Here is a 13,876-nt window from a genome sequence, read left to right as displayed (position 1 = left end):
GACCTACAGGACGAGCTCGTTGAAGTTGCCTATCAGTGGCTGGACAAACCCCATCACGACTCCAATCATCCACGGCAGGAAAACCACAAACGCCACCAGCACAACCACTATCTTCGGAACAAAGGTCAGCGTGATCTCCTGAATCTGTGTAACTGATTGAAATATACTGATTAACAGGCCGATAAGCATGCCTGAAAGCAGCATGGGCGCCGCCGTCAACAGCGTGACCAGCATGGCTTGCTGCGCCAGATTGACGATCGTGTCTACAGTCATACTTGGTCCCTTTCGCAGCTCCAACGCCGCAAGCAAACACAATTCACCACCCATTCCCTGTCGGACTGCAAAATACCACAACATATAGAGGTTGTCAACGAATCGCATCCTATTTGTTGGGCCTCCACCCGCCACCGAGCGGCGTTGTCCACAGATTGGGGCACAGGCCGCATGTAGCGCCCTATATTGTGGTGTATGGTGCCTTTACCAGGAGCCGCCACTATAGATTGTGTTGAACCAGGGATTGCGGGGTACATGAGTGCGCGTCTGCTGCCTGGGGTTGCGCCCCCACAGAAACAGAGAGCTCCGGCGGGCCTTTCGCAGGACCCGCCGGAGCATTCTCCAAACGCGCGGTATTGAACGTCAGGTTTTTCGGACTCTTCGCCGCATCCTGCGCAGCGCAACGCCTGCCATGGCCAGCATAGCCGCGCCCGCTGTGAAATGCGGCATGGCCATGACCAGCCTGCAAAACGCTATCACCGGCACCAGCGCGATGCGAACGAGCGCCGTGAGCACCGGGCTCTTGGCAACGGCGCTTGCTACCTGCGGGCTCACGCTGTAGTAGGCGTCCACGAACGCGGTGCCCAGCGCGCTATCCAGCAGATACGTATCACGGACGGTGCGCAGCACCTCGATGTGACCATCCAGCGGGGTTCCGTAAGCGGCCGTAGCAATAAAGCACGGCCCGCCGCCGCCGCCGCCCTGACCGCCCGAAAACAGCCCAATCAGGGCCACGCCCAACCCGAGCAAGAGCGTCACCACGCTGGTCGTGGTGTCTTTATAGACAAAGGCGTTTTTCAACACGGCTTGCTTGCCCGCGACGGTCGTGATTCGGATGTCGACCGCGCCGGGGGAACTGACTTCCGGCGACACAACCCGCACCGCGAACTCGTTGTCGCCATCGCCGCTGATAGCCGCCAGCTTGAGAGCTTTGTCCCCTCCGCCAAACTCGACCGTCTTAATCCATCCCAGGCCCGCGCCAAAGACAACTATCTCTGTTCCTCCTTCGAGGGAACCTTGCGCGGAGCCGCCGCTGACAAGACGGGCCGAGGTCAGAACCGGTTCGGGCGGCGCGGCATCGCCCTGGCGCAAGGTCACTGCGCCAAAACCGTACAGGCGCGCCCGCACGTGTTCGACGGCCTGCTCATCCGCGGCCGGCGCGGCGTCCGGGAAGAACTCGGGCATCCCGCCGAAACTCTCCAGGACCGTCGAGTGGTACACGCTTTCTCCGTTCGGACTCGTCGCGGAAGCTGCGTATGGCGCGGAGAGATCTCCCAGACTGCAGGGCTGGCCGTACACCGTTACCGTTCCAGCCCGGATATCGCCGGCAGTCAATTGCGTAGCGTCCATCGGGATGGTCAACCGTGCAGGTTCCACCTGTGTTCCGTCCGTGTCGGCCGGTACCGCGAACTCGGGCGCGATCTCCTGATACAAGATGCCGTTTGCGGGCGCTGCCGCTGCATCCGTGTACAGATGAATGTCGAACACCCAAGCGTCAGCGATTGGCGCGCCCGGCAAATCCGCAAAATCAATCGTGCCGAAGGCTTTCTCGTCGTGTCCCGCTCGAGCCAACACATAGACATGTTCCGGGCTGTCCCCACGGCCCGAGTCAAAGAAGCCGCCAGCGAGAGGCGGAATGCTCAGGGCCGCCGCGCTGGCGCCGCTGTCAAGAACGATTTGGCGGTCTGTCGCGCCCGGCGCGTTGTCGTAATAGAAGGCCGTGGTTGTGACACCGTTCGCATCCCGCCGCCATCGGTAGTATGTGAACAGCGGCGCCCCTTCTTCCCCGCCTTGTTTCGAGAGGCTGGCTTCCCCTGTTCCGTCTTTCGTGACCAGCAATCGGTCTACGGCCACGGATGCCGGCCATGCATCCGTGACACCCGGCAGAGCCGGAATCCGGACATACAACTTCGTCGAGCTGTTCGGATAGGCCGCCCCGGTCAGAATCTCGAGAGGAACGGTGACGGACTCCGCGGCGAACGCATCCCTGTCACCGGCGCCAGCAATAGGCGCGGCGTACTCGAACGCCGCCGTCATGGCCTCGGGGCCGCCGAAGTTTTGCCCCGTGATTTCGGCCACAAGGCCACCGATGACCCACGCGCCGTCAGGCGAAATGCCGGTGACGGCCAGTTCGCCCTCGGCGGCGCCGGCGGCAAAGGCGTCTTCGATCGTCGCCGTGCCCGCGGCCGTCTCGGCTATCAGGGTCACGGAACCAGCCGGCAGGGCCTCGTCAAGCCCGGCTTCCTTCCGCAATTCAGCCAAACGAGCGGGCGCAATCCGCAAGACGATGCGGCCGTCGTCCTCGGCCACGAAATCGGTCCCTTCGGCGAGCGTGGCCACGGCGCCATCGCCGAACACCAGGGTCAGGGCGGACACGCCGGTGAAGCCCTGTCCCGTGAGCACAACGTTTCTTCCCTCATGAGAAAGAGGCCCGCCGTCCGGTGAACCGGACGCGCCGGCATCCGGGGACGCCGTGAGGATAGCCGCATCGATGGTGAGAGATGCACCTCCCGAGAAAAACGGGCTTCGTACCGGCGCAGCGGACGGCGCGTACGTATAGGCATTGGCTATGCCGCCCGTGAAGTTGTTTGCGGTGAGCATTTCGACGTCCACCATCCCGGGGTCACTGGCGCTGGTCGTTCCGACCAGCGCGTTGGGCGTAACAAAACCCGCGAGCAGCGCGGCGCCGCCGAAAGACACTTCCGTGCCGTTCGAGTCGAAGCCGCTGCCTTCAAGGACCACTTGAGTGCCGCCCGTCGCGGGACCGTCTGCCGGAGCAAGCGAGACCACTTCAGGACCCAGATACGTGAACCCCTTGGGGACCTCGTCAGACTCGCCCGTAGCCAGAATCTCGACGCGAACATCCGCTGCCGCGCTGTGGACGGGCGTTTCGAGGTCCGCTGCGCGCGGCACGACCGCCGTGATTACGTTGCCGGCGACAGAAGTGACGGGCGCTGCCTGGCCGCCGATCGTGACTGCGACGCCGCCCGCCGACACGCCGGCCATGTTCTCAACGGTGATTTCGAGAGTGCCGCCGCCGATGGCGTAATCCTGTGCGCCGCCGATGGCCATGTTGTTGATGTTCGTGATGTTGATGAGACTGCTCGTCTCAAACAGCCCCACCAGTCCGGCGCCCATCAGTTCAGCCGAAAATGTCCCGGTGTCAAGCGCCACGCTTCCCAGCGCCTGCATCCACGCCGCGCCCGCGGGAATCAGCACGTGCGGCCCGTTCGGCGCGCCGCCGTCGGCTACCCACGCGCCAAAGGTGTACAGACGCGCATTGGTGGAGGCTGAAATCCCCGAAATGTCGTAGCCGGTAAAGGACAGCGGATTGTCGACAAGGCGGCCGGCCGCGATCGAGGCCCACGTGGATGAACCGTCTTGCTGGACCAATACGTCCACAAGAAGAACCGAAGAGAGGAGTGCGCTGGCCTCTCCAGGAAGAGACGGAACCAGCGCCGCCAGTCCCGCACCCAGCAGCGTTGTCAGCTCGGGCGCTTCCCCGACTACCAGAATGCCGGTCTCGTTCTCGTTCAGAAGATTTCGGGGAACACCAATCTCGTACAAGCCGGCCGCGCCGCGAACGGTCACCGGAAACAGCCCTTCTGCCACAGCGCCCGCATCTTCTCCCGCAGGACCGGAAGGCAGCCCAACCATAACGATGTTGACGCCGCCGGGACCGGCGGGGGAATAGACCCACGCGTCACCCGCTGAAAGACTCAGGCCGAACGGGGCGTCCGGAAAACCGTCGCGGTTCGTATCCGTGGCGATGGCTACCTGCCACGCCCCGGTGGCGGTCACCGGCGCGGCCGCGCCTGCCCCAAACGCCTCGACGTCGAAGGTGGTGGTTCCGCTTACGTCTGGAATCGTGGCGACATACGGCGCGCCGTTACTATCCTCAAACGTCCCAGCGGGAGCAGCCCGGTCCGGCCACGCAAAAACCACCGAGGCGGTGTCATCCGGAGCGTCGGTTCGGGCTACAGCCGTCACTGCCGTAGCGCCCTCCCCAGGAATGTAAAGGATAGACCCGGCCGGGGGCTGCACTACCGTCACCGACGAAAGCGCTTCGTCCTCCGCCGGAGCCGCGGGCTTGAGCTCGGTGAATACCAGGGTCACCATGTCTGACAACCCGTCAGAAGTGGCAACGAATAAATCCGCCTCTCCGGGAGCGTCCGCACGTACGGTTGCCACGAACTCGCCTCGAACCGCCTCGAGCGCCGCGCCGCCTTGTGTGGCCAGGGACCACTCGGCCTCCCCGACCCGCAGCAAACCCGCCGGAGATTCCCCGGCCATGCTCAAGACACTGAAACCCTGCTCGCTCCCAACGGGCATCTCGTACCGTTCGGCCATGGGCGTCATGCCGTCCACGCTGATGGCGATGGCACTCGCCGCTTCCGCCGCCGCCACGCGGCCCCCAGTGGCTAACAACGAAGGCGCCAAACCCGCCGCCAGCACAAACCCCAAAACGGCGCCCGGCAAAACAATCAGAGAAAGTCGCTTCATATTCCCCATGGCAATTCTTTTCTCCATACCGGTTCTTCCCAACAAGATACGCGTACGGTCAGGCCCACAAGAAACGGCGCAGGCTGACCCGTATACCATTCACACGCACCACATTGGACAATGCACCAGTCCAATTCGTTCCTGCTTACGCGCCTACGTCCCAATTCATTCCCCGCGCGCTCGCCCGCGGCATCCTTCGGCCCCGCAGGGGATTCTACGTCCCTTGGGTGATCGCCGTTATAATAGGGAGGAGGATGGCACGTGTCAACGTCTTTTCCCGTAAGCCTTTCCGGAACTGGCAAGCCCTGCCGTGCCGGACGCGTCCGCACAACCCCATCATCACGGCCGCCCAAGTTCAAAGAGACTCGCGCCCGCGTGATGGCAAACAAAGGCATACCAGGGACGGCAATTGCTCCGGCATACAGCGGCATGCTACCATGTGTATGCTTGTTAAAGCCTCATACATAATCAGTTTAGATACGAGCGGAAAAATGGACGCCATGGTCTCGATGTCTCAGGTTTCTTTATCCCTTACGCTAACAAGCCAATGGTAGTTACAAATGATCCCGGTGACGTGTTCCAGTTGTGGCCTTCGGATACTCGTTCCCAACGCCGTTCAAGGGCGTTGGGGGGTATGCTTCGGATGTGGGGCGCGGTTAATGGTCCCCCGGATCGCCACCGACCCGAAAGACAAGAATCTCGTGTTCGAAGCCGGAGAACGAATCTCCGACCGGTATGAGATTGAGGAATTCCTTGGCCGCGGCGGCATGGGCGTGGTCTACCGGGCGCGCGACCACTTGACGAACGAGATTGTCGCGCTGAAATTCATGATCCCGGACCTGCTCAAGTCGCAGAAGGCCCAGCAGCTCTTCATCCAGGAAGCGCAGGTAGCCCGGCGCCTGCGGCACGAGAATATCGTCGCTGTCCACGATGTGAGCACCACGCCGGAAGGGGTGCTTTATCTTTCCATGGAGTTCTTGTCCGGCCAGTCGCTGCGGGCGATGTTGCGAAAGTACCGCACGGAGCGCCGCCTGGTCGATGTGCGCCTCGCGGTGCACGCCACAGTCCAAATCCTCAAAGCCCTCGAATACGCCCACCGCACCGTCATCCATCGCGACATCAAGCCCGAGAATGCCATGATGCTCCCGGGCGAGCACATCAAAGTGCTCGATTTCGGCCTGGCCAAAGCAGTGGACGAAGAAGCCGCCGCGACGGGCGACGCGAAACGCAAACGTGTGATCGGCACGACGGCCTATGCATCGCCGGAACAAAAGGCATGTCGCCAGGTGGACTTGCGGGCAGATCTGTACTCAACCGGGCTTATGTTCTACGAGCTTCTTACACTGCGAACTCCGACGGAAGAATCCGTTGATGTCGCGCAGGCCCGGAGCGACGTTGCCCCTTCTCTCATTACCATTCTCAATAAGGCGCTGCGCGCCGAACCCGCGGAACGCTGGCAGACCGCAGGCGACTTTCGCGCCCAGCTCACGGAAGCCTATCAGACATCGTACCGCCGCGCGGCCCGGCCGCAAATCACCAGGGCGGCCGAGCGCGAAGTCTCTACCGAAGGCATGGTCTATATGGAAGGCGGCAGTTTCCTGATGGGCAACGACGTGGTGCCTGAGGAAAGCCCCGCGTTCGAAGCCCATGTCGCTCCGTTCTACATCGATATCCACCCGATTACCAACGATCAGTTCCGAGAGTTCCTGAAAGCCACGGGCTACCGCAAACCCGAGTTCTGGGGCGACGGCACCTTCGGAGGCGGACCGCAACCCGTCGTCGGCGTGAGCCTCGAGGACGCCATGGCCTACGCCGAATGGACCGGCAAACAGCTGCCCACCGAGGCACAGTGGGAATTCGCCGCGCGCGGCAAAGACAACCGCAAATACCCCTGGGGAAACCGCGAGCCCGATCCCATGCTCTGCAATTACGGCGACATGATGAGCATGCCCTCCATCATCGGCATGCACGACGAAGGCCGCACGCCCGAGGGCGTACATGATCTCGCCGGCAACGTCTACGAATGGACCACCGACTATTTCATGCCCTACCAGCCCGGCGCAGCCAAACCCAAAGACCCCGCCATTCCCCGCTATGCCGTCCGCGGCGGATGCTGGAACTCGACGCCCGACGAGCTTCGCTGCGCCTTCCGCAAAGGCCTTTTCCCCGAAGAACGCCTCAACACCGTCGGCTTCCGCCTCGTCCTGCCCGCCGAAGAAGACTCCGCGCAATAGCGCTCTGCGGAGAGCCCGAGACGCGCCGCTGCGCTGTGGCAGCCTCCCTCAACCTTCCCAACTCCGGAAGAGCCGCACACGGATGAACAGAGATGAATGCAGATGTCAACAGGCGGAAATAAGTTGGCGAGCTGCAGGGCGGCTCGCCGGACACGAGTTTCGGAGATCTTTACTAATTAAGCTTAGACGGAATACTGCATTTATGTTAAAATTCTGTGCAGTACTAACGAACAGATTCCGGATGTGTGCCAGGTTTGGGGTTCGAGCGGATCATATGGAGATGATTGTGTTGTAGATTATGATATTTGCACCTTGGATTGCGGCGGAGCAGACAATCCATAGAAATGGCAAACCAAATCTTTCCTCTGATCGCACTCCTGGATGAGACTGAAGGTGCACTTGAAACACCGTGACAGGAGGATACGGTGCGGTACCGGTTCTTCATAATTCTGGTGGCCGTGGTTGCGGTCTGCGGCGTCCTGTTCTGGGTGATGTGGCACAGCGAGGAGACGCAACGGTCTGAATCCAGGGGCCGGGAAACTCCGGCGACGGGTTCGATTTCGCCGTCGGCGACACAGCCGGTTAAGCCTCCTCCTCTGCCCCGGACCCCAGTGCGCAGAACTGAAATCTCTGGAATTGTCCAAGATACGGCGGGAAAGCCAGTCCCGGAAGCGGCTGTCAGCATTACTCTGGACGATTCCATCCTGCAAGCAACGACCGACTTGTCCTTCTGCACACGGGAATCGTCCTCGGATGGCAGGTTCAGCCTCCCCGTCCCCCAAGCCGGCCTGGCACTTAATCTCGACGCAAAATGCGATGGTTATCGGCTCGCGTCCGTGCTTAGGGACGGGGAGCCGTTCGGAACCGAAGTGACGGTCCCCGCAGAGGGGATTTCGGGTCTCGTCCTGGTCATGGAACGGCGCGGGCTCATTGGTGGGCGTGTTGTAGATCTCAAGAACCGTCCCGTAGCCGATATATTCGTGGACTGGGCATTGGTCGAAGCCCCTAATGAGTCCCAGCACATGAGCAATCGACCCACGGAAGACGACGGGAAATTCACGATATCAGACCTGGAGGCGGGAGAGTACGCCATATGGGCTCGCTATAGCCCCCTGAGAAAGACTTATGAATGGGAGCGCTTCTCAAGTCTTGGCAGCAGTTCCAATCCCCTTTCCGTAGTGTCGCTTCGGGAAGGCGAATGGAAGGACAACCTCACGGTTGTCCTGCCTCTCGACCCCGCCAGAACCATTGAGGGCGTGGTTGTCGATGAGCGAGGAACGCCGCTTTCCGGTGCAGAGCTGTGGGCGATCATCCCCGGGGCCGGCGGTGTGGGTCAAATGTCGTCCCCAACCCCTGACTCCGGCCATTTCCGCGTGGACCACATCCTGCTGACCGTACCACTTCGTCCGAATGTGCAGATCGACAAGGTGACTCTCTGTGCGGCTTGTGAAGGGTACGAGCCCTTGCAGATGTCCAATATTCCGGTAGGCTCCCGAGGGCTGCGCCTGGAAATGCAGCGCGAGAGGCGAGGACGGGTTGAGATCCTCTTACGGGATGCAGATTCGGGTGATATCATTCGGAATGCCAAGGTCTCACTCTGGCGCACCGAAACGGCTTGGGGCGAAAATCGCAGAAACGCGGAATTCTACGAGAACCACGCAAAAGGCGCGGGGACAAGGCGTTCATGGACCGGTTGGTTCATCATTGATGACGTGCCCGCAGGTGAAGCGGAGTTGTTTATCGAGTCTGAAGCCTATGGGGCTCTGCAGGAATCGGGAATCCAAGTGCGCGACGGGAAGACAACGAAAATTGAGTTGGAGTTGCGAGCCGCGGGTCTCCTGTGTGCACATGTCGAAGAGGAAGACTATGTGGAAGGCTGGCAGGTCGTACCGAATGGCATCCGGTGCGGGCCCGCGGGACGACACGAGCGCGACGACCCATTGAACATTGAACGGGGCGAAAATGAACTACTCAAGACTGACCTTCAGTGCGGAATTGGGCAGTCCAACAAGCGCTATCATCGCGATTGGGTACTATCGCCGGGAGAATACGATGTCCAGGTGTCGTTCATACTGTTTCCACTGACACCGGGTTCACAACAGGACCTCCATGGCGTCACATGCGTGCGAACCATTAGGGCAATCGTCGAACCCGGGCTAGTCACCGATGTTCCGATTGAAATAGACATGGAAGGCGCCGAAGGCACCATCAACGTATGTCTTCCTGCGGGATTGGAGCAGCCGGTCCGGCTGCTTCTCGTCCGGGGCGAATACGACGGTTTTTTGAAGCGCGCGGCGATAGCTGACGCCCTTGTGCGCCTGGACGAATACTACGACTCCACCCAAGACACACCCGTCCACACGATCCCGTTTGTTGTGCCGGGAGAATACACCGTCGTCTGCGTACCCCGTAACGCCTTGCACGGCGAACCATGGACGCAACACGTCAGCGTCACAGCGGGAGAGACTGCTGAAGTGCATTTGGAATAGGTGGCGACTATTAAGCCCATACTGCTCCTCGTCATCGCCCCCTAATCTGGATGGACGAAGCTGGCTTGAGGAGCGCAACAACGCCTGAGGACTTTCGCTCAATGGGAGAACCACCGAACGACACTTACGATGAGTGCGAATCACAGTTTGTGCCTGGTGATCGTTGGTATGAGACTGGTGATTATTGCCCGGAAGCCACAGGCGACAAGTTCAAGGATAGGTGCGAGTGCACTAGACAGGGAGACCAAAGCTATGAGTCTATTGACCTGTGCCCCGACGGACTCAACGACGACATAGATGGCTGGCCCCAAGGCGGCGATTCATGCCCGACGTTTATTGCAGGTGGCAGTTTCGAGATCGGTGATGTATGTCCCACACAACATGCTGCGGACCAGGACTACGACTTCTGCAACACGAAATATGCTGATTACGAAGATGTGGAATAGCTGCGTTGAGACAGCGACACCTATGGGACAACAGGTATGAAAACGAGCATGAGAAGCGGAATCCTATTCCTGATTATTGTCATGTTAGTTGCTGTCTTCACTTACCGGCGTTGGCCCGCTCAGATCTCGAATTCCCCCCCATCGCCGGCGGTGGCGGAGAAGGAGTCCGTGGCCGTTGAGGAAACCCCACCGCAGAAAGAGATTCCCGAGCCGCCGGTAGCAGTCCCTGAGGCGCCGCTGGCTCCACCACCCGCGCCGCCTGCCCCCCCTGCTCCAGCCGTTTCGGGCATCGTGGTGCGCGCTTCCGACGAGACGCCCGTCGCCGAGGCCGTTGTGTGCGTAAGGCTACCCATCGACGAAACGGGAGCGCGGGATTCGTTACTGGATTCGTTAAACATCGAGCCGTGGTCCCGATCGTGGACAACGGAAGAAGACGGGGAGTTCTCGGTTGAGATTCCGACGCCGGGGTTGAAATACGTCATCTCGGCCGAGGCGCCGGGTTTCCAACACGCCGCGGCTCTGAAGCTCGTTCCTGAAGAAGGGCTGGATGGTTTGACTCTTCGGTTGTGCGGGCTTTGCGCGGTGTCGGGCCGGGTGGTGGATGCCCGGGGAGAACCGGTTCAGAATGTGGTCATAGGCGCGGCGCACGGCTTCGACACGCCCCCGGAACATGAGTCTTTGTATGCACCCTGCGTCTTCTCCGAACCGACCGGACCCGACGGTGCTTTCTTCATCAATGGCCTGAAATCGGGCTATTGCGCTTTGGCGCCCAAAGGACCAGGCGGCGGAACCATGGAGTTGCTGGGCGCGACCCTTGAAGAAAGCCCCTTGATCATCGAACTCGCCAAAGAGGAACACTGCGAAGGGGTGGAACTCAAGCTGGATGCCGGCAGCGCCCAGTACATCATCGAAGGAATCGTGCGGGACTCGCGCGGGCGCCCCGTGGTCGGCGCAACGGTTTGGTCGGGTCTGTTCGGCGGGCCAAAACGGACCACCTCCACCCGGCCGACGGACGAACAAGGCCGGTTCAGGCTGGACTGCGTGAATGCGAACGCTATCGGCCCGGACGGCGGATTTGCCAAAACGCCTACGCACCTTTTCTGCGAAGCAGAGGGATACGAACCCGCCAACGCCCCCAATGTGCCGATGGGCAGTAAGGATGTGGTCCTTACCCTGGTCGACAGATGCCGGGGACGGATTACCGGGAAAGTCATCGAGAAACACACTCGCAAGCCCGTTGATAGAGCACAGGTGGCCGCGTGGCAGATATATACCGGCTGGGGCGACCGCACAAGGATGAACCACGACGGCGAAGGCGTGACGACGGATAAGCAGGGTCGGTTCGAATTGCCGGATGTCCCTGCGGGCGAAGTGACGCTGCAGGTGGTTCATCCCCAATTCGGCGTTTCCTTATACCGGGGCGGCATCACGGTAGCACATGGCCGAGCCACGGAAGTCGAGATTGCGCTCGAAGCACCCGGCGTGTTGGAAGTTGAGGCCGTATTCACGGGCCGGCCTGCCGATACGAACAATCTCTGGTCTGCGCTGGAGGTCTTTCCGAAAGACGTTCTGAAACCCGAAGATGCGTGTCCCTGGAACTACACCTATGCCGCCGGCGAATATGATGTCCCCGTATCGTACGCCTTGGAGGATGACGCGGCCGCACGTGTAGGCACCACCGCAAGAAGATTGGCAGGCAAGGACGGGTGGCGAAAGACAGAGGATGGCCAGTGGAAGGGGAGGCTGACCTTGGCGGCTGGCGAGTATATCGTCAAGGTGAGGTATCACCTGAAGTCGATGTCGGAGAGCTTCTTGTTCGAAAAGGTCTCGATATCGGCTGACACCGTCGCCCACGTTCGCTTTGAAACCGGCGGCACGGCGGCAATACGTTTCGCGGCCGGGGGATCGCAAGCGGCAAGCAGTCCTCGGCTCTTCTTTCTCACGCCCTCAAGCGACGCTGGCGTCCTGCCCGAGATCGCACGGGGGAGCAAGGGGAATTTCGTCGCCCCTCTGATGGAAAACTCATCGTTCGTTGCGCTCGTAACAGTATCGGAAGCAGGTGAATACACCTTCCCCGCCCTCAAACCGGGTCAATACACGCTCACCGTGTACGCTTCCGACCTCGAAACCGGCCTGATGCGCCGCAAGGAGCGAGAAATCATCACCCTCGCTGAAGGACAAGAGTATTCCCTGGATGTTGTTCCCTAATCACTTCCCGACAATCGAACTGAAAGACAAATCATAGTTAGTTCAGAACATTGTGTGCCTTCTGCGCCATATCACCGCAAATGGCACACAGATCAGGCAGGAGGTCATCCTCCGGCCGTCGCTATATAAGCGGGAATGATATGTCGAGCGAAACGGACGACTACAGGATTCGGCAGCGAGAGTTGACCGCGCCGTCAGGCTCTTTCCAAGAATCTCGTGTATTGGAGAAAGGGGAGCTCCTGCTATTCAGGATATTCGACGAATACCTACTTCTCATGTCAGAGTCGGCCGCGATGAAGGACCGGATCAGTCACTTCTTGGGCTCGCTCAAGACCCCCATTTCGAACTCTGTCAGAACGACTACTCGCCTGGCCATTTTCGAGGCCCCGAACGACCATGTGGTTTTGTGCTGCCCAGAATGCGGAGTCGCTCAAACAGTTACATTGCTACCAACGGCTTGGTTCGTATTCAGACGACTTCTTTTGCACTTAGTCGTGAATATGGGAAGGCCACATTTCCCGCTGCATGCGTGCTGCGTTGTAAACAAGAATGGCGATGCCGCAGTGATATCCGGCCTTTCCGGTTCCGGGAAGACAAGCGTGACAGCCGCTCTGTTACGACGCGGGTATCATTTCGCAGTAGATGATTACGCGATGCTCTTGCCAGATGGATTTGTCTTGGCATTTCCATTGGGTTCGACGATATCGCAAAGGACATTCACCTTGCTTCCTGATATTGAGCCTCTCAAGTCGCCACTTAGGCAACTATCCAACACAGACTCAGGCATATGGATGGCCAATTTGGGCCAAATCTTCCCAATCGTGAAGGCCTTTACACTACTAAGGCCGACCCATTTCTTCTTCCTGATGCCAGGTTTCGGAGCACAAAGCAGTCTAGAACCTTGCTCGACTGAGGAGTCCTTGTGGCATCTACAAGCCGCACGCCTCGCAGATCGTAGAATGGTCAAACCCCTCAAGCGTACGTCGCCAAAACATTATGACATGGGATTAGGGATTGCCCAGAAGCTTGTACATGAGGCAGGTTTCTTCAGAGTAGTCAACGGGGACTTGAACACGACCGCGGCCCTAATCGCGGCAGCATTCGAGTCCGACCCACGTTGAGTGTCCATGCGAAGCCAACCGGAACTTGCTCTAGTGGTTCTGAGTGCCCGGGAGTGGGGCTGTTCTCCTGTCTTTCGATACGGCCTCATAAAAGAATGTTCGGATGCTTTTGCGTTCCGGCAAACGTGCATCTTGCAGAAGGTTGTATCTTTGGTCTATGCAACATTATCTCGTGCAGCGGTCACGGAGAACTCCCGATTTCTGAAGACCGCCGTCATCTACTTGCGTCAAGATTGGTGGCGGTGGCTGAGACATCGGCAAAGGGTGTTGGCTGCAATCAGCGTGGTACGAACAACCCTGAATGCAAGTGACTGCCGTTTCCTATTTATGCGGGGAATTCCCTTCGCGAAGCGATATTACATGCGACCTCGACTCAGGGTATGCGGAGACGTGGACCTTCTTATTCCTGAAGAGGACCGTTACAAAGTCGAGTCGGCCCTGATGGATGCGGGATTTCGGCTGCATCCGTGCAAGGCTCTGCACGATGCACGCGTGAATTACGTTGGACAGACGGAATTCAGGCACCCGGAACTGCGTATGCTGGTGGATGTGAACTGGCTGTTCACGGGCAACGGAGGTATAGGCAAGGTTTCGCAGGATAT

At 59.7% G+C, this 13,876-nt stretch carries 7 protein-coding genes; 5 read left to right on the top strand and 2 right to left on the bottom strand.

The window, feature by feature from the left end; genetic code table 11:
• Positions 1 to 3: 3 nt before the first annotated feature.
• Entirely contained in the window at positions 4 to 273 is a 270-nt protein-coding gene (fliQ, locus tag PLJ71_17735) for a flagellar biosynthesis protein FliQ (GenBank protein HQM50534.1), read from the bottom strand.
• A gap of 363 nt (positions 274 to 636) precedes the next feature.
• Positions 637 to 4,803, bottom strand: a complete 4,167-nt coding sequence (locus PLJ71_17730) for an IPT/TIG domain-containing protein (GenBank protein ID HQM50533.1) — start codon at positions 4,801 to 4,803, stop codon at positions 637 to 639.
• Between the two features lie 632 nt (positions 4,804 to 5,435).
• Here PLJ71_17730 and PLJ71_17725 point away from each other — a divergent pair.
• The 5 genes from PLJ71_17725 to PLJ71_17705 all read left to right on the top strand — a co-directional run.
• The gene (locus PLJ71_17725; protein HQM50532.1) at positions 5,436 to 7,010 is read left to right on the top strand and encodes a bifunctional serine/threonine-protein kinase/formylglycine-generating enzyme family protein; all 1,575 of its coding nucleotides are present in this window, start codon (positions 5,436 to 5,438) and stop codon (positions 7,008 to 7,010) included.
• A 425-nt stretch (positions 7,011 to 7,435) separates the two neighbouring features.
• A complete protein-coding gene (locus PLJ71_17720) occupies positions 7,436 to 9,499 on the top strand; it encodes a carboxypeptidase-like regulatory domain-containing protein (protein HQM50531.1) in 2,064 nt (687 codons plus the stop codon).
• Between the two features lie 149 nt (positions 9,500 to 9,648).
• The gene (locus PLJ71_17715) at positions 9,649 to 9,945 is read left to right on the top strand and encodes a hypothetical protein (protein HQM50530.1); all 297 of its coding nucleotides are present in this window, start codon (positions 9,649 to 9,651) and stop codon (positions 9,943 to 9,945) included.
• A gap of 48 nt (positions 9,946 to 9,993) precedes the next feature.
• The gene (locus tag PLJ71_17710) at positions 9,994 to 12,153 is read left to right on the top strand and encodes a carboxypeptidase-like regulatory domain-containing protein (protein HQM50529.1); all 2,160 of its coding nucleotides are present in this window, start codon (positions 9,994 to 9,996) and stop codon (positions 12,151 to 12,153) included.
• 1,127 nt (positions 12,154 to 13,280) lie between these two features.
• Positions 13,281 to 13,876 (top strand): nucleotidyltransferase family protein (locus PLJ71_17705; GenBank protein ID HQM50528.1); only part of this gene is annotated, 596 nt, incomplete at its 3' end.

The sequence above is a fragment of the Candidatus Hydrogenedentota bacterium genome, assembly GCA_035416745.1.
GTDB lineage: Bacteria > Hydrogenedentota > Hydrogenedentia > Hydrogenedentales > SLHB01 > UBA2224.
The sequence above is the reverse complement of the archived record's forward strand: the minus strand, read 5'-3'. Positions and strand labels throughout refer to the sequence as shown.